A 23,586-nucleotide genomic window follows, 5' to 3' on the forward strand; every position below is an offset into this window, starting at 1 on the left:
TCCTGCGGGGTCGTGGCAGCGGCACGCCAAATGCGGGGTCAGCACGCGGCGCCGTTGCCATGGTGTGACGGAGCCAGTGAGCTCCGGCCACCACATTACGGCCGGGGTGGGGGCTACGGGCGAGTAATGAACGACGACGCCCCCGGTGCCGGGGGCGTCGTCGTGTCGGGGACCGCGCTCAGTCGCGCGTGAGCTTGCGGTGCGTCACCGCGTGCGGGCGGGCGGCCTCCGCGCCGAGACGCTCGACCTTGTTCGCCTCGTAGGCCTCGAAGTTGCCCTCGAACCAGAACCACTGTCCCTCGGAGACGTTGCCCTCCCACGCCAGGATGTGCGTGCAGGTCCGGTCGAGGAACCAGCGGTCGTGGGAGATCACCACGGCGCAGCCGGGGAACTGCTGCAGCGCGTTCTCGAGGCTGGAGAGGGTCTCGACGTCGAGGTCGTTGGTCGGCTCGTCGAGCAGGATCAGGTTGCCGCCCTCCTTGAGGGTGAGCGCGAGGTTCAACCGGTTCCGCTCACCGCCGGAGAGGACCTCCGAGGGCTTCTGCTGGTCCGGGCCCTTGAAGCCGAAGGCACTGACGTACGCGCGCGAGGGCATCTCGTTCTGGCCGACGGTGATGTAGTCGAGTCCGTCGGAGACCACCTCGAAGACGGTCTTCTTCGGGTCGATGTTGGCGCGGTTCTGGTCGACGTAGCTGAGCTTGACGGTCTCGCCCACCTTGACGTCGCCCGAGTCGGGCTCCTCCAGGCCGACGATGGTCTTGAACAGCGTGGTCTTGCCGACGCCGTTGGGGCCGATCACGCCGACGATGCCGTTGCGCGGCAGGGTGAAGCTGAGGTCCTTGATGAGGACGCGGCCGTCGAAGCCCTTGTCGAGGTTCTTCACCTCGACCACCACGTTGCCCAGGCGCGGCGGCGTGGGGATCTGGATCTCCTCGAAGTCCAGCTTGCGATGCTTCTCGGCCTCCGCCGCCATCTCGTCGTAGCGCTCGAGGCGGGCCTTGTTCTTGGTCTGCCGGGCCTTGGCGCCGGAGCGGACCCAGGCGAGCTCCTCCTTGAGGCGCTTCTGCAGCTTCTGGTCCTTCTTGCCCTGCACCTCGAGGCGCTCGGCCTTCTTCTCCAGGTACGTCGAGTAGTTGCCCTCGTAGCCGTGCAGCTTGCCGCGCTCGACCTCGCAGATCCACTGCGCGACGTGGTCGAGGAAGTACCGGTCGTGGGTGACGGCCAGGACGGCGCCCGGGTAGTTGGCGAGGTGCTGCTCGAGCCACAACACCGACTCGGCGTCGAGGTGGTTGGTCGGCTCGTCGAGGAGCAGCAGGTCGGGCTTGCTCAGCAGGAGCTTGCACAGCGCGACGCGGCGCTTCTCACCACCGGAGAGGTTGGTGACGGGCGAGTCCCCCGGCGGGCAGCGCAGCGCGTCCATGGCCTGCTCGATCTGCGAATCGACCTCCCAGGCGTCGACGGCGTCGAGCTGCTCCTGCAGCTTGCCCATCTCCTCCATGAGCTCGTCGGTGTAGTCGGTCGCCATGAGTTCCGCGACCTCGTTGTAGCGGCGCAGGTTGACCATCGTCTGACCGAGGCCGTCCTCGACGTTCTCCTTGACCGTCTTGGTCTCGTCGAGCTGGGGCTCCTGCATCAGGATGCCGACGGTGGCCTCCGGGTCCAGGAAGGCCTCGCCGTTGGACGGCTGGTCGAGCCCGGCCATGATCTTGAGGATCGACGACTTGCCCGCGCCGTTGGGCCCGACGACGCCGATCTTCGCGCCCGGGTAGAACGACATCGTCACGTCGTCGAGAATGACCTTGTCGCCGTGCGCCTTGCGCACCTTCTTCATGGTGTAGATGAACTCAGCCACAGTCCCTGCCCTGTCTCACGCGAAAACGACCCACCGGTGTGCCGGGGGCAAACGACACCAGCCTACCCAGTGCGCGCCGCCCCTGCGACGGCACCGGCGCGGGGGCCGTCACGGCGCTCCGGTTCGCTGCGGATCCGCCCCACGACGAGGCGCTCGACCGCCCGTCGCTTCTTCATGATCCAGCACAGCGCGGGGAGCGCCGCGCCCACTCACGACTCGTTCCCGCCGACTCGCCCGGACGCCGTCCGCGGCGCCGCCGGGCGCATCCGCGCGACGCCCCCGCACCAAGGCTTCGGCGCCCGACGATCCGTCCGAACTCGTTGCTCACCCGGGTCATTCATTGACGGACCCCCGTTGCGGATCGGGCCGGCGCAGGCGCCTCACCGCCTCCGGGTCGACCCGCCGCGCACCGCGACACACCGTGATCGCAGGCCGGACTGACACGTCGTACGCGTAAACTATCGTCGCACATATCCGACACCCAGCGACCCGATGAAAAACCTGGGTTGGCAGGCCGGTAACAAGCCCGCCTTAAGCGGGGACAAGCACTATGTCGGAATCGAGCCGCCGGGCACGACGGCTCCGAGGAACTGCAACGCGAGATATGGGGTGGACCACCGTGGGGTACCGGGGAGAGGCAGACGAGGGGGCCGCAGCCGGCCGGGCGCCGATCGCGATCGTCGGGATCGGCTGCCGCCTGCCGGGCGGGGTGCGCTCCGCCGACCACTTCTGGGCGCTGCTCGACGACGGGCGCGACGCCATCGTCGACATCCCCGCCGACCGGTGGAGCACCGGCCGCTACTACGAGCCCGAGCGCACGCCGGGCAAGAGCCGGGTGCGCCGGGGCGGCTTCCTCACCGGCCCGGTCGACGAGTTCGACCCCGCATTCTTCGGGATCTCGCCGATCGAGGCCAACTCGATGGACCCCCAACAACGCCTGCTGCTGGAGGTCGCCTGGGAGTCCATCGAGGACGCCGGGCTGCGCGCCGAGGACCTCGCCCGCTCGCGGACCGCCGTCTTCACGGGTGGATTCACACTCGACTACAGCCAGATGCAGTTCTCCGGCTCCGCCGCGGAGCCACCGACCGTCGCCGCGCACACGGCCACGGGCGTCGTGATGACGATGCTGTCGAATCGCATCTCCCACGCCTTCGACCTGGTCGGCCCGAGCATGTCGATCGACACGGCGTGCTCGTCCTCTCTGGTGGCCGTTCACCTCGCATGCCAGTCGATCTGGAACGGCGAGAGCGATCTCGCGCTGGCCGGTGGCGTCAACCTGATGCTCAGCCCGAACTTCACCGTCGCCGCCTCGACGGGCGGCTTCCTCTCCCCCACCAGTACGTCGCGCGCCTTCGACGCCGCGGCCAACGGCTACGTCCGCGGCGAGGGCGCCGCGCTCGTCGTGCTCAAGCCGCTCGCGCAGGCCCGCGCCGACGGCGACCGGATCTACGCCACGGTGCGCGGGACGGCCGTGAGCCAGGACGGGCGTACCAACGGCATCACCGTCCCCAACGGCGACAGCCAGAAGCGCGCCATCGAGGCCGCGCTCGCGAATGCGGGCGTCGCCGCGGACAGCATCGACTTCGTGGAGGCGCACGGCACGGGCACCCCCGTCGGTGATCCCATCGAGGCCAACGCGATCGGGAAGGTCTACCGCGCCGGGCGGCCCGCGGACCGGCCGCTCGTCATCGGCTCGGTCAAGACGAACCTGGGGCACCTGGAGGCGGCCGCCGGGGTGGTCGGCTTCATCAAATCCGCCCTCGCGCTGGGCCACCGGCGCGTGCCCCGGCACCTGCACCTCGACGAGCTGAACCCGGCGATCGACCTCGACGAGCTGCGGGTCCGGATCGCCACCGCCCCGACGCCCCTCCGACCGGAGGGCGTCCTCCGCGCGGGCGTGAACTCGTTCGGCTTCGGCGGCACCAACGCCCACGCGATCCTCGAATCCGTGCCGGACGAGGCCCCCGCCGCGGCGATGACCGCCGGCGATGCGGGCGAGGGCATCGCGGTCGTGCTGCCGCTCGCGGCGCGCAGCGAGCCCGCCCTCGCGCAGCTGGCCGACTCGTACGCCGGGCTCGTCGAGGCCGAGGGAGCCCGGCCCGTGGCCGCGGCGCTCGCGCACCGGCGCAGCGCCCACCGGACCGCGCGGCTCGCGGTGGTCGCCACGGACACCGCCGACGCGGTCGACGCCCTGCGGGCGACCGCCGACGGTACCCCGCACCAGTCCGTCCGGTCCGCGTCCGCGCTCGCGGACGCGCGCCCGCTCGCCTTCGTCTACACCGGCATGGGACCGCAGTGGTGGGGCATGGCCCGGGGTCTGCTGCACCACAATCCGGTGTTCCGCGCCGCGGTCGATCGGTGCGATGCCGCGATCGCGCCGCTCACCGGCTGGTCCCTCACCGCCGAACTGCTCGCGCCCGAGGGGGATTCCCGGATGTCGGAGTCGGTGGTGGCGCAGATCGCGAATTTCGGTGTGCAGTACGCCCTGTCCCGGCTGTGGGAATCGTTCGGAGTCCGGCCCGATCTCATCGTCGGGCACAGCGCCGGCGAGGTCGCCGCGGCGCTCGAGGCCGGCGCCCTGACCTTCGAGGACGCGATCACGGTGATCGTGCACCGCGCGCGCATCCAGCACACCGCGAGCGGCGGCGGCCGGCTGCTGGCCGTCGCGCTCGGCGAGGAAGCGGCGCGGGACCTGCCCGAGGTCGCGCGCGGCGAGCTGGAGTTCGCGGCGATCAACAGCCCCGATTCGGTGGCTCTCGTCGGCGCCCGGACCGTCCTCGAATCCGTCGCGGAACGACTCGGCGACGGCGGCGTCTTCGCACGCCTCGTCCCCGGCGACGTCCCGTACCACAGCCGCGCGATGGACCCGCTCGAAGCGGACGTCCGCACCGGCCTGGCCGCGCTCTCGCCCGGCGCACCGTCGATCCCGCTCTACTCGACGGTGACCGGCGCTCGCGTGCCCGACGACGGCTCGCAGCCGCACGACGCCGAGTACTGGTGGCGCAACATCCGCCGCCCGGTGCGGTTCGGTGCGGCCGCGGACGCGATGCTCGCCGACGGCGCGGTGACCTTCCTGGAGGTCGGCCCGACGGCGGTGCTCGGGCGGGCGGTCGCCGAAGCCGCCGCCGCGCGCGAGACCACGGTGGCCACCACCGCCTCGCTGCGCCGCGACGGCGAGGACGCCGTGTCGTTCGGCTCGGCCCTCGCGGACCTGTGGGTGCGCGGCGTCGAGGTGGACTTCAGCCCGCTCGCCCCGCGGGCGCCCATGCGCCCCCTGCCCGCCTATCCGTGGCAGACCGGCCGGTACTGGTCGGAGGGCGAGGCGGGGCGCCGGGAACGCCTCGCGGACAACGTCGAGCCCTATCTCGGTAACCGGTCCGACGGTGCCCTGCCGGCGTGGCGGCGGCTGCTGGACGGCACCGCACCGCGATCCCTCGCCGACCACGTGGTGCACGGCGCGACCCTGTTCCCCGGCGCCGGCTACCTCGAGATCGCGGCGGAGGTCGCCCGCGACGAGTACGGCGCCACCGCCTGCACCCTGCTCGACGTCGCGTTCGAGACCGCGCTGGTGCACGGCGGCGGCGCGACCTACCTGGTCGATACGAGCCTCGACGCGGACTCCGGCCGGATCGCGATTCACGGCAGGGTACCGGGGGCCGGCCGGTGGGCGCGGCACGCGATCGCCACGCTGCGCCCCGCACCGTCGGTCGCGCCCCGCGTCGACACCGCGCCCGTCGCCGGCACGGCGATCGCCGAGGACGCGCTGTACCAGCGCTTCCGCGACGCGGGCTTCGACTACGGGCCCGCATACCGCCTCCTGGAGGACGTGACGCTCGGCGCCGGCACCGCGACCGCCCGGATCCGCGCCGTCGCAGCGGAACCCGTTGCCGAGCGCGCGCCGGTGCTGGAGCCGAGCGTCCTCGACGCCGCGTTCCAGCTGCTGCTGCCGCTCGCCTTCCAGCGCGCCGAGGGCGCCAAACTCATCCCCGTGGGCGTCGACCGCGTGGTGATCCACGGTCGGGCGGACGGACCGGTGATCGCGCGGGCCATCGCGCGCACCTCCGCCGACCCCGCCACGATCAGCGGCGACGTGGTCGTCGCCGACGAGGACGGGCGGGTACTGGCCGAGGTGGAGGGCTTCACCGTCCGGATCCTCGACGACGCGGCGCCCGCGCCGCAGCGGGTGGGCACCGAGTGGGTCTACGAGCAGGCCTGGGAGCCGCAGCCCGCCGACGACGCCGAGCGCACCTCCGCGGCGGGGGTCTGGCTGCTCCTCGCGGACGGCGCGGGCGTCGCGGACCACCTCGCCGAGCGGCTGTCGGCCGCGGGCGGCACCCCGGTGCTGCTCCGCGCCGGCACCGGCGCCGACGGCGCCGTGGCGCCCGCCGATCGTGCCGCGCTGGCCGCGGCGCTGGATCGCGTCGTCCCCGACGGCGACCTGCGGGGCATCGTCCACCTGTGGTCGCTCGACGCCCGGCCCGACGCGGCCGAGCCGCTGCGCTGGACCGCGCACGAGGCCGTGCTGTCGGTCGTGCACCTCGCCGCCGAACTCGAGCAGCGCGGGATCGCGGCACCGACGTTCCTCGTCACGGAGGGGGCGCAGCCGGTCGCGGGGGGCGTCTCCGAGACCGGCCTGCTGCAGTCCTCGCTGCTCGGTGTCGGCCGGGTGCTGCATCACGAGCTGAGCGGGCTGCGAGCGCGCCTGGTGGATCTCGACCCACGGGACCGGACCGGCAGCGCCGCACGGCTGTTCGACGAACTCACCATCACGGACACCGACGAGGACCAGGTCGCCTTCCGCGACGGCGAGCGCCTCGTCGCCCGCCTGCACCCGTCGCGCCGCTCGGGCGGCCGGATCCCCGCGCGCATGCGCGCCGACGGTGCCTACCTCGTCACGGGCGGCCTCGGCGCACTCGGCCGGCTGGTCCTCGTCGCGCTCGCCGAGCGCGGCGCCGGCCACCTCGTCGTGACCAGCAGGTCCGGGCTACCGCCGCGCGACGAATGGGACGAGGTCACCGACACCACGCAGCGCGAGGCCGTGACCGCAGTGCGCGCGGCGGAGGCCGCCGGCGCGACCGTGCACGTCGTCGCCGTCGACGTGACGGACGCGGAGGCGCTCGCCGACCGCCTCGCCGCCCTGCACGCCGCGGGGGTCCCGCCGCTGCGCGGGGTGATCCACTCGGCGGGCGCCGTCGACGACCAGATCCTGGTGCGGATGACGCGGGAGCAGGTCGAGCGCGTGGTGCGGCCGAAGGTCCTCGGCGGCTGGGCCCTGCACGTCGCCACCGCCCGGGAGCCGCTCGACTTCTTCACGCTGTTCTCGTCGATCTCCGCGGTCATCCCGTCGCCGGGGCAGGGCAATTACGCGGCGGGGAACGCCTTCCTCGATGCGCTCGCCCACTACCGCCGGGCGCAGGGCCTGCCCGCCCTCTCGATCAACTGGGGTCCGTGGGACGCCGGCATGATCGCCAGCCTCGGGCTCCGGGATCTGTACGGGCAACGGGGCATCGACCTCATCGACCCCGAGACCGGCATGACGCTCCTCGCCGAGCTACTCGGTTCGAGCGAGGTGCAGCAGGGCGTCGTCTCGGCGCACTGGCCCACCGTGATCGCGAGCTACGCCCTGACCCCGGTCCTCGTCGCCCACCTCGGCCGCGGCGAGGACGACACGGAGGACGACGGAGAGTCCGTCCTCGATCGGCTCGCCGCCGCCCCCGCGGAGGAGCGCCTGCCGATCGCGGTGGACGGCGTGCGGCTCACCGTCTCCCGTGTGCTGCGGATGGCGGAGGAGCTGATCCCCGACGACGAGCCGCTCGGCCGCCTGGGCGTGGATTCGATGCTCGCCACCGAACTGCGGATCCGCGTGGAGCAGCAGTTCGGCGCGGCGCCGTCGATCGCCTTCCTGCTCGACGGCGCGACGGTCGCGACGATCGCCGCCGAACTGCTGGCCGCCCTCGACATCCCGTCGGGCGATGTGGAAGCCGACGCCGAGGTCGACGACCTCGCCTCCCTGCTCGCCGACCTCGACGACGACGCCGTCGCCGCCCTGCTCGCCCAGACCGAGACGACCGAACCGAACGCCGGAGGCCCCCGATGACCGAGATCGAAGACCGCCTCGCGGCGCTCAGTCCCGCCCAGCGGCGCGCGCTGCTGGCCCGCCTGGGGAAGGCGCCGGCAGCCGAGCCGGGCGCTCCGCCCATCACCGCCCGGGTGCGGGACGGCGACGCCGTCCGGCTCTCCGCGACCCAGGAGAACATGTGGTTCCTGGAGCAGTTCCATCCCGGGACGGCGATGCACGTCATGTCCGGCGTGGCGCGGCTCCCGATCGACGTGCCGATCGACGTCTTCACCGACTGCCTCGGCGAAGTGATCGCGCGGCACCCGGTGCTGCGCACCCGCTTCGGCATGGAGGACGGCGAGCCGGTCGGGCGCGTCGCACCGGCGGCGCGGCCCGAGGTCCGTCTCCTCGACGGGCTCGACGAGGACCGGATGTGGGAACGGTTCGCCGAGGACGCACGCACCCCCTTCGACATCGCTCGGGACCCGCTGCTCCGCGCCACCCTGGCGCGCCCCACCTCCGGCGGGACCTGGGTGCAGATCACGCTGCACCACATGGTCGCCGACGGCTACTCCACCGGCATCCTCTTCGAGGAGCTGGGCCGGCTGGCCACCGGCCGCCTGATCGGCCGGCTGCAGCAGCTCCCCGACGTCCCCTTCCAGTACGCCGACGTGGCCGTGTGGGAGCAGGAGCGCGCGGATGCGGACGCCGACGCCGCGGACATCGCGTACTGGACGGAGCGGCTCGACGGCGCGCCGACGGCGCTGACCCTGCCGACCGATCACCCGCGTCCGGCCCGCCAGGGCTACCGCGGTCGCCGCACGGAGTTCTCACTCACCGCCGAGCAGGCCGCCGCCGTCCGCACCTTCAGCGCCGCGCACGGCGTGACCCCCTTCGTCACGGTGCTCAGCGCGTTCGCCACGGTGCTGTCCCGGTGGTCCGCGCAGGACGGCGTGGTCGTCGGGGTCCCCGTCGCCCAGCGCTCCCAGCCGGGCACCGAGCGGGTGATCGGCCCGTTCCTGAACACCCTCGCGCTGCCCGTGCGGTTCGGCGAGGGCGAGACCGTCCGGAGCCTGCTCGCGCAGGTGAACGGGGAGGTCCGCGAGGGTTTCCGGCACCAGGAGGCGCGGTTCGACCGCGTGCTGTCGGCGCTCGATCTGGGCCGCGATCCCGCCCGGCCGCCGCTGTTCCAGGCGATCCTCAACATGCAGGAGGACCGCAGCGCGCCCGAGATGCAGCTGCGCGACCTGTACAACGGCTGCGCCAAGTTCGACGTGCTGCTGAACATCACGACCACGCCCGCCACGATGACGGGGACCCTCGACGTCGCCGCGGACCTGTTCGACCAGGCGACCGCCGACGCGCTGATCGACGGCTTCGTCGCGGTGCTCGACGCGCTCACCGCGCCGGATGCGCCGGCCGAGCGGGAGATCGCGACCCTGCCGCTGTCGACCTCCGCGGCCGCGATCGACCCGCCGGTCGCGCAGCCCCGCACCGCCGCGCTGGACGAGTACGTGCTCGCCGCCGCGCACGCGTCCGCGGACCGGACCGCGATCGTCGCGGGCGCGGAGCGGATCACGTACGCCGCATTGGAGGCCCGGGTCGACCGCCTCGCGGCGCGGATCGCGGAACGGCTCGACGCGCCGTCGCAAACGCCCGTGGGGCTGCTGTTGCCGCGGTCGGCGGACGTCATCGTCGCCATGCTCGCGACGCTGCGGGCCGGCTACGCCTTCGTCCCGCTCGACCCCGCCTACCCGGCGGAGCGCCTGGAGTTCATCTGCGCCGACGCCGGCATCCCGGCGCTGCTCACCACCGCCGAGAACCTGGCCGCGGTGCCCGGTCTCGACCTGCCGTGGATCGACGTGGCCGACGCGCCCGCCGCCGGGCCGGTCCCGGCACCGTCGGGCGAGGATCCCGCGACCCGGACGGCGTACCTGCTCTACACCTCGGGGTCCACGGGACGCCCGAAGGGCGTGCGGGTCTCGCACCGCAACGTGGTCACGTTCCTCGAGGCGATGCGCGGCGAGCCCGGCATGGCACCGTCGGACACGCTGCTGGCCGTGACGAGCCCGTCGTTCGACATCGCGATCCTGGAGCTGCTGCTCCCCCTCGCCGCCGGCGCGACGGTCGTCGTCGCCGACGGCGACGACACCCGGGACGGCGACCGCCTCGCGGCGCTGCTCGACGAGCACGCGGTGACGGTCATGCAGGCCACCCCCACCACGTGGCACCTCCTGCTCGACGCCGGCTGGAACGGTCGGCGCGGTCTGCGGGCGTTGTGCGGCGGCGAGGCCATGCCCGCGGTGCTCGCGGGCCGACTCCGGAGCCGGGTCCACGAGCTGTGGAACATGTACGGCCCCACCGAGACCACCATCTGGTCGACGGTGCATCGGGTCACCGACGCCGACGTCGCAGCGGGCGCGATCCCCATCGGTCACCCGATCCGCGGCACCGGCATCGCGGTCGTCGACGCCGCGGCGGCACCCGTGCCCGACGGCGTCTTCGGCGAGCTGTGCATCGCCGGCGACGGGGTGACCCTCGGCTACCACGAGCGGCCCGAACTGACCGCCGACCGCTTCGTGGACCTGGCCGGTCCGCGTCCGGTACGGGCGTACCGGACTGGTGACCTGGTGCGCCGCTTCCGGGACGGCCGTATCGAGTTCGGGGGCCGGATCGACACGCAGGTGAAGGTGCGCGGCTTCCGCGTGGAGCTGGGCGAGATCGAGAGCGCGCTCGAGACCGCGCTGCCGGGCGTGCGCGCGATCGCCGCGGTGGACGCCGACGGCGCCGCGATCACCGCCTACCTCGAATGTGAGGCGGACCGGCTGGGCGACCCGGGCGCCCTGCTCGGCACGCTCCGCGAGGTCCTCCCGCCGTACATGGTGCCGAGCGCGTTCGCGGTGGTCGACGCCTTTCCGCTCACGCCGAACCGCAAGATCGACCGGAAGGCGCTGGCCGCCCGCGGCGGAGCCCCCGTCGCGCTGGCCGCCGCGAGCGGCACGGAGTACGTCGCCGCCCGCACCGACCTCGAGCGCGATCTCACCGCGATCTGGACCGACCTGCTGTCCCTGGGCACCGCCCCGGGCGTCCGCGACGACTTCTTCCTCCTCGGCGGGCACTCCCTCCTCGCCACCAAGCTGGTGTTCCGCGTGCGCGAGAAGCTGGGCCGGGTCGTGCCGCTGCCGGCGCTGTTCGCCGGCGAGCTCACCATCGAGCGGCTCGCGGCGATCCTCGAGCAGGGCGGCGCGGGCTTCGAGAACCCCCTGGTGCTCGCCGACGAGGTGGTCCTCCCGGAGGAGATCCGCCCCGCGCCCGGCGCCCCCGTGCGCAGCGCGGCCGACCCGCGGGACCTGTTCGTCACCGGGGCGACGGGTTTCGTCGGCTCCTTCCTCCTCGCGGAGCTGTTGCGGACGACGGCCGCCACGATGCACTGCCTGGTCCGCGCGGGCACACCCGAGGAGGGACTGGACCGGATCCGCGCGACGATGCGCGACTACGGGATCTGGGACGACGCCCACGCCTCCCGGATCGTCGCCGTGCCGGGCGACCTGACCCTGCCGCGGCTCGGCCTCGATGACGCCGCCTGGTCGGACCTGGCCGGCACCGCGGACGGGATCGTCCACTGCGGCGCGGACGTGAACTTCCTGCGGCCGTACCAGTCCCTCAAGGCCGCGAACGTGGACGGCACGGTGCAGGTGCTCGCCCTGGCGTGCGACGGCCCCGTCAAGCCCGTGCACTTCGTCTCGACGACGTACGTCTTCTCGCGGTTCTCCTACCCGCAGGACACGGTCTTCGCCGAGGACGATCGCAGCCCCGTGCAGGACCCGCGGTTCACCTTCGGCTACACGCAGTCCAAGTGGGTGGGCGAGCAGCTGATCTTCGAGGCGCGCTCGCGCGGCGTCCCGACGTACGTCTACCGTACCGGTCGCGTGGCCGGTCACAGCCGCACCGGCGCGTGCCAGTCGTCGGACTTCCTGTGGCAGACGATCCGGCTCGGCATCGCCCTCGGTGCGGCCCCGACCATGGACATGTCCACCGACATCACGCCCGTCGACTACGTCGTCGGCGCGATCGCGCACCTCGCCGGGCAGCAGGGGCTCGCGGGGCGCACGTTCCACGTCGTCTCCCCGGAGACGGTCGCGATACCGGACCTGGTTCAGTGGATGTCGGACTTCGGCTACGCCGGCGAGGAGGTGCCGTTCGGCCAGTGGTGCGAGCGCGCCGCGGACCTCGCCGAGCGCGACGGTGACGAGACGGCGGCCGCGCTGGCCCCGTTCCTGTCGGCGACGCCGCTCGACAACATGCCCGACGCGACGTTCGACGATGCGAACGTGCACGAGGGGCTCGCCGGCTCCGGCATCGCGTGCCCGCCGATCGACGGCGCCCTGCTGCGCCGCTACTTCGAGTGGTTCATCGACAGCGGATACCTGCCGGCGCCGTCCTCCCTGGACGTGCCGGAGAGCGCGGCCTCATGAGCGGATCGACACCCCGCGGCCCGGTGGAGCGGACGACGACCACGCTCCGGGAGCGGCGCCGCCGGACACCCGTGCAGCAGGGCAACCCGCCCACGCTCCCGACGGTGCGGACCCGCGCGTCCCGTCCGTCCGTCCCCGCATCGCGTCCGCTGCCCGTGTCCCGCCCGGCACTCCCGGCCTCGCGCCCGGCGCTGCCCGCCGCGCGAGTCCCGCTGCCCGCGTCGGTCCCCGCGCGACCGTCCGCTCCCACCGCGCCCCCGCGGGCGGCTGCCGCCCCGGTCCCGGAGGCACCGTCGCCCCGGCAGGCTCCCCCGGGACCGTCGGACCGCGCGGCGTCCGCACCGGCCCCGCAGACACCGCACCGGCCGTCGTCCCCGACGGCGCGCCCCATCCCTCCAGCGCCGCCGCCGCTCCCGGGCCGGCCGGCGCCCGGCGGCCTCCCCGCCCCCGCGGCGGGAGCGGCCGGGCCGCCGGTCATCAGCGTGCGGAACCTGGTCAAGAGCTACGGCGACGTGCGCGCCGTGGACGGGGTCTCCTTCGACGTGGCGGGCGGCAGCACGTTCGCCTTCCTCGGCACCAACGGGGCGGGCAAGTCGACGACGATCAGCTGCATCACCACGCTGAAGTCCCTGACCTCCGGGTCGATCCACGTCGCGGGCATGGAGGTCGGCAAGCAGGACCTCGACATCCGCCGCGCGATCGGCGTCGTCTTCCAGGAGTCGCTGCTCGATCCCGTGCTGTCGGTACGCGAGAACCTCGCGCTGCGCGCCACGTTCTACGGCATCGACGCGAAGACCGCGAAGGAGCGGATCGCGGCGCTGTCGGCGCTGCTCGGGCTGGAGGAGTTCCTGGCCCGGCCGTACAAGGCGCTGTCGGGCGGGCAGAAGCGGCGCGCGGACATCGCGCGGGCACTGATCCACCAGCCCCGCATCCTGTTCCTCGACGAGCCGACGACCGGCCTCGACCCGGACTCGCGCGACCGCGTGTGGTCGACGATCCTCGACCTGCAGAAGCGGCTGCGGCTCACCGTCTTCCTCACCACGCACTACATGGAGGAGGCCGAGCGTGCGGACCGGATCGCGATCATCGACCACGGCCGGATCGTCACGGCGGGCACGCCGACGGAGCTGCGCAGCACGCACGCGAAGGACGAGCTCCGGGTCACTCTGCGGAACCCGCGGCGGTTCGACGAGACCTTCGGCCCCCGCGCACAGCGCCTCGGCGACGAGCGACGGATCGCCGTCGAGTCGAGCCGCGAGGCCATGGCCGTGCTGCGCGACTTCGACGCCGACATCGCTGATTTCGAGTTCCGACACGGGACGATGGACGACGTCTTCCTCGCCATCACCCGGGGAGGTGCCCGATGACGCTCCTGAACCTGACCCGGCGCAACGTCGTCGTGTTCTTCCGCGATCCGGCGGCGGTGTTCTTCTCGTTGCTCTCCCCGATCATCCTGTTCGTGCTGTTCTCGGCGTTTCTCGGCGGCGTGCAGACCGACGCCCTGCAGAAGTCGCTGCCCGCTGCGAACGCCGATGACGTGGACGCGTTCGTGTACTCGTGGGTGATCGCGAACCTGGTCATGATCACCACCGCCACGACCAGCCTGTCCGCGCTGGTCGTGTTCGTGAACGACAGGGTGGGCAACGTCTTCCGGGACTTCCTGGTCTCACCCATCAGCCGGCTCCAGATGATCCTGAGCTACCTGCTCGGGGCGTTCGTGGTGTCGGTCGCGCTGAGCACGACGGTGTTCGTGCTCGCGGACGTGTACCTCGGCGTGGTCCACTCGGCGGCGCTCTCGGTGGGCGCCTTCGCGCAGGCGTTCGCCCAGCTGATCGGGTTCTGTCTGCTGTTCTCGGCGATCTGGAGTCTGGTCGTCACGTTCATCGGCTCCAACGGCGTGTTCACCTCGGTCGCGACGATCGTGGGCACGGCGGGCGGTTTCCTCGCGGGCGCCTACATCACCGTCGGGGCCCTGCCGAGCGGGGTCGTGACCTTCATGAACGTCCTGCCGCTGAACCAGGCCGCCACGCTGATGCGGGGCCCGTTCACGCGCGCCCCGCTCGATGCCCTGGTCGGCTCGTCGGAGCAGGCACGCGCGACGGTCCAGGAGGAGTACGGGCTGCTCCCCCACATCGCCTCCGCACAGGTGCCCGAGTGGGCGATCTGGCTGCTGTTCGCGGCCCTGTTCGTGGTGTTCGTCGCGCTCGGCGCCTGGCGCATCGGCCGCAGGATCGGCTGACCGGTCGCAGCCGATCGGCACGACCTCCCCGAGCTTCTCCGTCTCGATCCCGCAGATCCTCGACGGCGAGTGCGACGCCGCGGCCGGCGCGCAGACCGTACCGCTCACTCCGACGGGAGCGTCCCCGAGGATCGCGAGCAACGGAGTGCTTGCACGCCGACGCGCTGCCGCTGGTGCGCTGAGTGCCCGTTCCCCGCACGCGGCCCGCGACGGCCCGGCGCGGAGCAGGTGACACCGCCGTAACAATCCGGCCCGCCCCCGGAAACACCGCGCGGGCACGGTGGCGGCATGGATGTGGAGACGGTCTGCGGGTACTGCGGAGTGGGCTGCGGCCTCACCCTGCAGGTCCGCGACGGCGCCGTCACGGGCTCCGTCGGAACCAGGAGCCACCCGGCCAATCGCGGACGACTGTGCACGAAGGGCACCACCACCGTCGACCTGCTCGCGGCGAGCGGCCGGCAGGCCCGGGCCGAGGTGCGGACGGACCGGGACGCGCCCCGCGGCCCCGTCGGCCTCGCGCAGGCCGTCGCCACCACCGGTGAGCGGCTGCGCGCGATCCGCGACACCCACGGCCCCGACGCGATCGCCCTGTACGTGAGCGGGCAGATGACGCTCGAAGCGCAGTACCTCGCCACCAAGCTGGCGAAGGGGTTCCTGCGCACGAAGTGGATCGAATCCAACTCGCGCCTGTGCATGGCGAGCGCGGGCACCGGATACAAGCAGTCCCTCGGTTCCGACGGCCCGCCCGGCAGCTACGACGACCTCGACCACGCCGACGTCTTCCTCGTGCTGGGCGCCAACATGGCCGACTGCCATCCCATCCTGTTCCTGCGGATGATGGACCGGGTCAAGGCTGGTGCGAAGCTCATCGTGGTCGACCCGCGCCGCACGGCGACGGCCGCGAAGGCCGACCTGCACCTCGCCCTCCGACCGGGCACCGACCTCGCACTGCTCAACGGGCTCCTCCGACTGCTGGCCGAGAAGAACGCGCTGGACCGGGAGTTCATCGCAGCGCACACCGAGGGCTGGGACGCCATGCCCGCCTTCCTCGAGGACTACCCGGTGGACCGCGTCGCCGACATCACGGGCCTCGCCGCGGCGGACGTCGAGCAGGCCGCCGAGCTCATCGCCGGCGCCGCGAACTGGACCAGCCTGTGGACCATGGGGTTGAACCAGTCCACCCACGGCACGTGGAACACCATCGCCCTGTGCAACCTGCACCTCGCCACCGGCGCGATCTGCCGCACCGGCTCCGGCCCGTTCAGCCTCACCGGCCAGCCGAACGCGATGGGCGGCCGCGAGATGGGGTACATGGGCCCCGGGCTGCCGGGCCAGCGGTCCGTCCTCGACGCCGACGACCGCGCCCGCGCCGAGGAGCTCTGGGGCCTGCCCGCGGATACGATCCGGGCCGAGGCCGGGCAGGGCACCGTCGAGATGTACCGCGCGCTGGCCACGGGGACCATCAAGGCGGCGTGGATCATCTGCAGCAACCCCGTGGCGTCGATGGCGAACCGCTCCACCGTGATCGACGCTCTGCAGGCCGCGGAGCTGGTGATCGTGCAGGACGCCTTCACCGGCACCGAGACCTCCGCGTATGCGGACGTGGTGCTGCCCGCGGCGCTGTGGGCGGAGACCGACGGCGTGATGGTCAACTCGGAGCGCTCCCTGACCCGGACCGCGGCCGCGACCCCACCTCCCGGCGACGCGCTGCCCGACTGGAAGCTGATCTGCCTCGTCGCGGCCGAGCTCGGCTACGGCGCCGACTTCGACTACCCCGACGCCGCGGCGGTCTTCGACGAGATCACGGCGTTCCACAACCCGCGCACCGGCTGGGACCTGCGCGGCGTGGACCATGCGCGTCTCGCGCGCGGCCCGGTGCAGTGGCCGGCGGCGCCGGGCGGACCGGACCGCAACCCGATCCGCTACCTCGATGACCAGCGGGGCCTGCGCTTCGCGACTCCGTCCGGCCGCGCCCGGTTCCTGCCCCGCCCGTACCTGCCGCCGGCGGAACTGCCCGATGACGAGTACCCGCTGATCCTCACCACCGGCCGCCTCGCCCACCAATGGCACACCATGACCAAGACGGGCCGGGTCGCGAAGCTCAACCGCCTCGATCCCGCGCCCTTCCTCCAACTCCATCCCGAGGACGCCGACCGGCTCGGCGTCGCCGCCGGGGCGCGCGTACGGGTCTCCAGCCGGCGCGGCGGCGTGACCCTGCCCGTCGCGCTCGACGACGCCGTGCGCCCCGGTGTCTGCTTCGCCCCGATGCACTTCGCCGACGCCTTCGGAGAGGATGTGGCCGTGAACGCGGTGACCAACGACGCCGTCGACCCCGAATCCCTGCAGCCCGAGTTCAAGGTGAGCGCCGTGGCCCTCACGCCGGTGCCGGCCGACCCGCCGGTGCCGGCGAACGGGCCGGCACAGGTCGCGAACCCCGGCACGGCACCGGCGTCACCGCTCGCCGCGGCGCTGGCACCGTACGCCTCGGGCCCGGGCGAGCTGAGCGCGGAGGCGTCGGGCTACCTCGGCGGACTCCTGACCGGCCTCACCGCGGCACCGCCGTCCGGCGTTCCGACGGTGCCCGGCGACGCTCCGCTCGCCCCCGTCGCGCGGGCCTGGCTCGAGGGCGTCCTGGCGGGCGTGTACGGCACCGATCCCGCCGCGGTGCCGGCGGCGACGGTGACCGTCGTGTGGGCGTCCCAGACCGGCACGGCCGAGGCGTACGCGGCGGACTGCGCCGCGGCGCTGCACGACGCGGGGATGGTTCCCACGGTCCTGGGGGCCGAACAGGTCTCCCCCGGGCAGCTGACGGGCACGGTGCTGTTCCTGGTCGCCACCACCGGCGACGGCGAGGCCCCCGACAACGGGGTCGCGCTGTGGGACGCACTCGCCGCGGCGGAGCCGGGAGACCTGGAGGGCCTGCGGTTCTCCGTCCTCGGCTTCGGCGATCCGTCCTACGCCGACTTCTGCGGCTTCGCCCGCAAACTCGACGCCCGGCTCGACCACCTCGGCGCGACCCGGCTCGCGCCCCGCGCGTCCTGCGAACCCGATTACGCCGGGACGGCCGCCGCCTGGCTCGAGGCCGTGCTGACCGCGCTCGATCCGGAGGCGGCGCCACCCCGGCCGGCCCCGCCGCCGGCGTCGGGGCCCACGCGAGCGAACCCGCTGCGGACGCGGCTGCTGGAATCCGAGCGGCTCTCCGGAGACGGATCGGCGAAGGACGTGCGCCGCTTCACGTTCGAGGCGCCGGCCACGGAGCTGGTGTACCGCGCCGGCGACGCCCTCGGGATCTGGCCGGTCAACTCGGGCGCCGTGATCGAGGAGTTCTGCGCCCGCACCGGCGTGCACCGCGACTCGACCGATCTCGACCGCAAGGACCTCACCCGGATCACGCCGGAGGTCCTGCGCTTCGTCGCGGACCGGTGCGCAGCGGGCGACGACCTGCGCGCGGTGCTCGACGAGCCGACGGCCTTCGCCTCCTGGGCGTGGGGCCGGCAACTGCTCGACCTGATCGCCAGTCATCCGGTGCAGGCCGATCCAGCGGAGTGGGAGGCCCTGCTCCGGCCGCTGACGCCGCGCCTCTACTCGATCTCCTCGAGTCCCAGGGAGGATCCCGACCGGGTGTCGGTCACCGTCTCCGTCGTCGGTTTCGAGCACGCGGGGCGGCGGCGCGGCGGCGCCTGCTCGACGCACCTCGCAAGCCTCGCCGCAGGCGACGAGGTGGACGTCTTCGTGCAGCCGACCCGGGCGTTCCTGCCGCCGGAGGACGCCGACGCCCCGGCGATCATGATCGGCCCGGGCACCGGCATCGCGCCGTTCCGGGGCTTCCTGCACGAGCGCGCACGCACCGGAGCGACCGGCCCGAACTGGCTGTTCTTCGGCGAGCAGCACGAGGCCACCGACTTCTACTACCGGGCGGAGCTCGACGCGCTCAGGGCCCAGGGGGTGCTGACCCGGCTCGACACCGCCTTCTCGCGCGACACCGCCCGGAAGGTGTACGTGCAGGACCGGATGCGTGAACACGCCGCCGAGATCTGGGAGTGGATCCGGCGCGGCGCACACGTGTACGTCTGCGGCGACGCGGCGCGGATGGCCCGCGACGTGGACGAGACCCTGCGCGGTATCGTCGCCGAACACGGCCACATGGCCCCACGCAGCGCCGACTCCTACCTGGCGGCGCTGTCCGCCGAACGGAGATATGTGCGTGACGTCTACTGACCCCGACCCGGCCGCGTCCTGCGACGCGGCCGTCGTCGTGGCCGGTGGCGACGCCCGCCGCCTCGGGCGGGACAAGCCCGAACTCGTCGTCGGCGGGCGGCGCCTGCTCGACGCGGCGATCGCCGCGGCCGGCGGTGCGCACGTCGTCGTCGTGGGCCCGCCGCGCGCGGTCCCGGACCGGGTCGTCGTGGTGCGCGAGGATCCGCCGGGCGGCGGCCCGCTCGCCGCGATCGCCGCCGGGCTCGCCGCCGTTCCCGCGGGCGCACGAACGGTCGCCGTGCTCGCGGCGGACCTCCCGGAGGTCGCCCCGTCGGACCTCTCGCGCCTCGCCGCCCTCCGTGCGGCCACGGGTGCGCCGGTCGCGCTCGCCGAGGACCGCCACGGCCGCGCCCAGTACCTGCTCGCCGTGTGGGACGCCGCCGCGCTCCGGGCCGCCGTCGCCGGCCGGGCGGCGGGCGGGGCCGTCCGGGGCATCGTCGCCCCCGATGCGCCGCGGCTGCGCCTGCCCCTCGCCGACGTCGACACCCCGGACGACCTCGCCCGTGCGGAGTCCGCGCCGACCGCGGTCCGCCGCCTGCTCCGGACGGCGCTCGCCCCGCTCCCCGCCGCGGGCGGCCCACCGGTTCCCGGCGCCGCGCTCGCCGAGCCGCTGGTCGCCGCCGCCCCCTTCCCCCCGTTCGACCAGTCCGCGATGGACGGCTGGGCGGTCGCGGGTGCGCCGCCGTGGCGCCCGGTCGCCGGCGCCGCCCTCGCCGGTCATGGCGCACCGCCCCTGACGGCCGGTACCGCAGTGCGGATCGCGACGGGAGCCCGGCTCCCCGATGGCGCCGAACGGGTGATCCGGGACGAGGAGATCGTGGTCGACGGGCACCTGCTGACCTGCGCGGATCGCGGCCGTAACGACGTCCGTCCGGCGGGCTCCGCCTGGTCCGCGGGGACGACGCTCGCGGCCGCGGGCACCCCGATCGATCCGCCCCTGGTCTCGCTCGCCACCGCGGCGGGCGTCTCCGCGGTGTCCGCCCGCGGGCCGGTCCGGATCCGCCTGCACACCTCGGGCGACGAGGTGGGGGCGGCCGGACGCGGCGGCCTGCCGGAGACCGCCTGGGCCGCCGTCGCGGCGACGCTGGGTTCCGCGGGAGCCGACGTCCTGCGCGGCCCGCACCTGCCCGACGCCCCCGCCTCCTTCGGCGCCGCCCTCCTGCCCGACGGGGCCGACGTGGTCGCGGTCATCGGCGCCACCGGCCGGGGTGCCGCGGACCGGCTGCGCGGGGCGCTCGCCGAGGCCGGCGCGACGCTGCTCGTCGACGGGGTGGACGTGCGGCCCGGCGGCTCCCTGCTCGTCGCGACGGTGCCGGAGGGGCCCGTCGTCCTCGGCCTCGGCGGGAACCCGATGGCGGCGATGCTGGGTGCCGCTCTGCTCGCCGAGCCCGTCTGCGGTGCGCTGCTGCGCCGCGCGCCGCGGCCCGCGGAACTGCTCCGCCTCGCCGACGCGAACCCGGACGACCGGTGGCGCATGCTGCCGGTCGAGCCCGACGGTGCCGGCGGGTGGCACCTGCCCGCCACCGTGGCGACGCCGCACCTCCGCGACGCCGTGGGCCGCCGTGCCGTCGCCCTCGTGCCCCCGCTCGCCCGGCCGGGCGACCTGGCCGAACGCCTCGCCTGACTCCTCACGCGACCCGCGCATGCGCCGTGAGGAAGGCGTGATCGACGGGCAACACGGCGGCACAGCCCCGCAACACCGCCTCCTTACATTCGGTGCCAACGGTTTCCGGCGAGAGGAGAGGTCATGGTCACCCAGCGCACCGTCGTCGTGGTGGGTCACGGCATGGTCGGCCACAGATTCGTCGAGGCGCTGCGCGCCCGCGACGAAGCGGGTGCGTGGCGGGTCGTCGTGCTGGGCGAGGAGGCCGACGGCGCCTACGACCGGGTCGGGCTGTCGTCCTACGTCGGCGCCTGGGACCGCTCGGAGCTGGCGCTCGCGGGCAACGACTACGCCGACGACCCGCTCGTCGAGCTGCGGCTGGGCGCGGCGGTCACCGGCATCGACCGGGCCGCGCGCACCGTGACGACCGCCGGCGGCACCGTCGCCTACGACGCCCTGGTGCTCGCCACCGGCTCGTACGCCTTCGTGCCGCCGGTGCCGGGGCACGACCTCCCCGGCTGCCACGTCTACCGCACCCTCGACGATCTGGACGCCCTGCGCGCCGACGCCGAGGCCGCCCTCGCGCGCACGCCGCAGCCCGTCGGCATGGTGGTCGGCGGCGGCCTGCTCGGCCTCGAGGCCGCGAACGCGCTGCGCACTCTCGGCCTGCGGCCGCACGTGGTGGAGGTCAACCCCCGCCTGATGCCGCAGCAGGTCGACGCCGGCGGCGGCGAGCACCTCGCGCGCATGATCGGCGATCTCGGCATCGACATCAGCCTGTCGTCCGGCACCACCGACATCGCCCCGGGCGAGCACGGGCTGGCCGTGACGCTCAAGGACGAGAGCGTCGTGGACGCGGCCGTCGTCGTCTTCGCCGCGGGTGTGCGCCCGCGCGACGAGTTGGCCCGCGACGCCGGCCTGGAGATCGCCGAGCGCGGCGGCGTCCGCACCGACCTGTCCTGTGTGACCTCGGATCCCGCCGTCTACGCCATCGGTGAGGTCGCGGCGATCGAGGGCCGCTGTTACGGCCTCGTCGGACCCGGCTACGCGACGGCCGAGGTCGTCGCGGACCGCCTGCTCGGTGGCGACGCCCGGTTCCCGGGGGCGGACCTGTCCACCAAGCTCAAGCTGCTCGGTGTCGACGTGGCCTCCTTCGGTGACGCGCTCGGCACCACGCCCGGCGCGCTCGATGTCGTGGTCAGCGACCCGATCGGCGGCACGTACGCCAAGCTGGTGCTGTCCGACGACGCGTCGACGCTGCTCGGCGGCGTGCTGGTGGGCGACGCCTCGCAGTACGGGGTGCTGCGGCCCCTCGTCGGTTCGTCGCTGCCGGGCGACCCGGTCTCGCTGATCGCACCGGTCGGCGACGGCTCCCCCGGCATCGGCGTGGGCGCGCTCCCGGACGCGGCGCAGGTCTGCTCGTGCAACGACGTCTCGAAGGGCACGTTGTGCGCGGCGATCGCGGACGGCGCGTGCACCGTCGCCGAGCTCAAGGGCTGTACCAACGCGGGCACCTCGTGCGGCTCGTGCGTGCCGTTGCTCTCCCAGTTGCTCGAAGCCGAGGGCGTCACCGTCTCGAAGGCGCTGTGCGAGCACTTCACCCAGTCCCGCGCCGAGCTCTTCGAGCTGGTCCAGGCCAGCGGCATCCGCACCTTCTCGGGCCTGATCGAGCGGTTCGGCTCCGGCACCGGGTGCGACCTCTGCAAGCCGACGGTGGCCTCGATCCTCGCGTCCACCAGCTCCGATCACATCCTCTCCGGCGAGCAGGCCTCGCTGCAGGACAGCAACGATCACTTCCTCGCGAACATCCAGCGCAACGGCACCTACTCGGTGGTGCCGCGCATGCCGGGCGGCGACGTGACCGCCGAACAACTCATCGTGATCGGTGAGATCGCCCGCGACTTCGGCCTGTACACGAAGATCACCGGCGGCCAGCGGATCGACATGTTCGGTGCCACCGTGGACCAGCTGCCGCTGATCTGGCGGCGCCTGGTGGACGCCGGCATGGAGTCGGGGCAGGCGTACGGCAAATCGCTGCGCACCGTGAAGAGCTGCGTGGGCAGCGACTGGTGCCGCTACGGCCAGCAGGACTCGGTGCAGATGGCGATCGACCTGGAGCTGCGCTATCGAGGGCTGCGGTCGCCGCACAAGATCAAGATGGGCGTCTCCGGGTGCGCGCGCGAGTGCGCGGAGGCGCGCGGCAAGGACGTCGGCGTGATCGCGACGGAATCCGGTTGGAACCTCTACGTGGGCGGCAACGGCGGCATGACCCCGAAGCACGCGCAACTGCTCGCCGGCGACCTGGACCGGGAGACGCTCATCACCTACGTCGACAGGTTCCTCATGTACTACATCCGCACCGCGGACCGGCTGCAGCGGACGGCGCCCTGGCTCGAGAGCCTCGGCATGGACCGGCTCCGGGAGGTCGTGATCGACGACGCGCTCGGCCTGAACGCGGACTTCGAGGCCGCCGTCGAGCGGCACGTCGACGGCTACGGCTGCGAGTGGAAGGGCGTTCTCGACGACCCCGACAAGCTCGCCCGGTTCGTCTCCTTCGTCAACGCCCCCGGGGCACCCGATCCGACGGTCGACTTCGGCGAGAAGAACGGCCGCAAGGTGCCGATCCTGCTGGGCACCCCCACCCCGTCGATGCCCGCCAGGGAGGACCGCGCATGACCACCGCACCCTTCGACCTGCACCGCTGGACCCGCGACTGGACGGCCGCGTGCCCCGCCGCCCGGCTCGAGCCGCTGCGCGGCGTCGCGGTCCTGCTGCCCGACGGTGCCCAGGTGGCGCTGTTCCGGCTCGCGGACGACAGCATCCGGGCGGTCGGCAACATCGATCCGATCGGGCGGGCCGCCGTGATGTCGCGCGGCATCGTCGGCGACCGGGGCGGTTTCCCGGTGGTCCAATCGCCCCTGAAGAAGCAGGCCTTCAGCCTGCTCGACGGCCGCTGCCTCGACGCCCCCGGAGTCTCGATCCCGGTGTACGACACGCGGATATCCCTCGACGGGACCGTCTTCGTCGCGAACTCCCCCGACGTGCGGTTCGGCTTCCGTCCCCGCCCGCGCACTCTGTGATCGCACCACCGCTACTCTGCTC

General features: G+C 73.5%; 10 protein-coding genes. 8 read left to right on the plus strand and 2 right to left on the minus strand.

Features of this window, described 5'->3' with window-relative positions; translation table 11 throughout:
* Positions 1-178: 178 nt before the first annotated feature.
* Complete coding sequence (gene ettA / locus ELY19_RS23195; RefSeq protein ID WP_126198598.1) at positions 179-1,852, minus strand: energy-dependent translational throttle protein EttA; 1,674 nt, start codon at positions 1,850-1,852, stop codon at positions 179-181.
* A gap of 62 nt (positions 1,853-1,914) precedes the next feature.
* Positions 1,915-2,061 carry a hypothetical protein gene (locus ELY19_RS23585; protein WP_164711687.1) on the minus strand — a complete coding sequence of 49 codons (147 nt, stop codon included), beginning with the start codon at positions 2,059-2,061 and terminating at the stop codon, positions 1,915-1,917.
* A 395-nt stretch (positions 2,062-2,456) separates the two neighbouring features.
* On the opposite strand from ELY19_RS23585, the gene ELY19_RS23200 reads away from it, so the two are divergent.
* The 8 genes from ELY19_RS23200 (at position 2,457) to nirD (ending at position 23,564) form a co-directional block, all read left to right on the plus strand.
* Complete coding sequence (locus tag ELY19_RS23200; protein ID WP_164711688.1) at positions 2,457-7,949, plus strand: type I polyketide synthase; 5,493 nt, start codon at positions 2,457-2,459, stop codon at positions 7,947-7,949.
* A complete protein-coding gene (locus ELY19_RS23205) occupies positions 7,946-12,385 on the plus strand; it encodes a non-ribosomal peptide synthetase (protein ID WP_126198600.1) in 4,440 nt (1,479 codons plus the stop codon). The genes ELY19_RS23200 and ELY19_RS23205 overlap by 4 nt, the downstream gene beginning before the upstream one ends.
* Positions 12,382-13,752 carry an ABC transporter ATP-binding protein gene (locus tag ELY19_RS23675; RefSeq protein ID WP_197715957.1) on the plus strand — a complete coding sequence of 457 codons (1,371 nt, stop codon included), beginning with the start codon at positions 12,382-12,384 and terminating at the stop codon, positions 13,750-13,752. Before ELY19_RS23205 ends, ELY19_RS23675 begins: the two co-directional genes overlap by 4 nt.
* Entirely contained in the window at positions 13,749-14,624 is an 876-nt protein-coding gene (locus ELY19_RS23215) for an ABC transporter permease (protein ID WP_126198601.1), read from the plus strand. The genes ELY19_RS23675 and ELY19_RS23215 overlap by 4 nt, the downstream gene beginning before the upstream one ends.
* 288 nt (positions 14,625-14,912) lie before the next feature.
* Positions 14,913-18,842: a bifunctional nitrate reductase/sulfite reductase flavoprotein subunit alpha gene (locus ELY19_RS23220; RefSeq protein ID WP_126198602.1), complete on the plus strand. Its 3,930-nt coding sequence runs from the start codon at positions 14,913-14,915 to the stop codon at positions 18,840-18,842.
* The gene (locus tag ELY19_RS23225) at positions 18,829-20,505 is read left to right on the plus strand and encodes an NTP transferase domain-containing protein (RefSeq protein ID WP_164711689.1); all 1,677 of its coding nucleotides are present in this window, start codon (positions 18,829-18,831) and stop codon (positions 20,503-20,505) included. The genes ELY19_RS23220 and ELY19_RS23225 overlap by 14 nt, the downstream gene beginning before the upstream one ends.
* A 123-nt stretch (positions 20,506-20,628) precedes the next feature.
* Positions 20,629-23,160, plus strand: coding sequence for a nitrite reductase large subunit NirB (gene nirB / locus ELY19_RS23230; protein ID WP_126198604.1), 2,532 nt, complete (start codon positions 20,629-20,631; stop codon positions 23,158-23,160).
* Entirely contained in the window at positions 23,157-23,564 is a 408-nt protein-coding gene (nirD, locus tag ELY19_RS23235; RefSeq protein WP_126198605.1) for a nitrite reductase small subunit NirD, read from the plus strand. The genes nirB and nirD overlap by 4 nt, the downstream gene beginning before the upstream one ends.
* Positions 23,565-23,586 lie beyond the last annotated feature (22 nt).

The organism is Tsukamurella paurometabola (assembly GCF_900631615.1).
Lineage (GTDB): Bacteria > Actinomycetota > Actinomycetes > Mycobacteriales > Mycobacteriaceae > Tsukamurella > Tsukamurella paurometabola_A.

Excerpts from the sequence above, each read along its gene's own strand:
- ELY19_RS23200 (WP_164711688.1), top strand. The coding sequence starts at position 2,457 with ATGGGGTGGACCACCGTGGGGTACCGGGGAGAGGCAGACGAGGGGGCC.
- ELY19_RS23205 (WP_126198600.1), top strand. The coding sequence starts at position 7,946 with ATGACCGAGATCGAAGACCGCCTCGCGGCGCTCAGTCCCGCCCAGCGG.
- ELY19_RS23675 (WP_197715957.1), top strand. The coding sequence starts at position 12,382 with ATGAGCGGATCGACACCCCGCGGCCCGGTGGAGCGGACGACGACCACG.
- ELY19_RS23215 (WP_126198601.1), top strand. The coding sequence starts at position 13,749 with ATGACGCTCCTGAACCTGACCCGGCGCAACGTCGTCGTGTTCTTCCGC.
- ELY19_RS23220 (WP_126198602.1), top strand. The coding sequence starts at position 14,913 with ATGGATGTGGAGACGGTCTGCGGGTACTGCGGAGTGGGCTGCGGCCTC.
- nirB (WP_126198604.1), top strand. The coding sequence starts at position 20,629 with ATGGTCACCCAGCGCACCGTCGTCGTGGTGGGTCACGGCATGGTCGGC.
- nirD (WP_126198605.1), top strand. The coding sequence starts at position 23,157 with ATGACCACCGCACCCTTCGACCTGCACCGCTGGACCCGCGACTGGACG.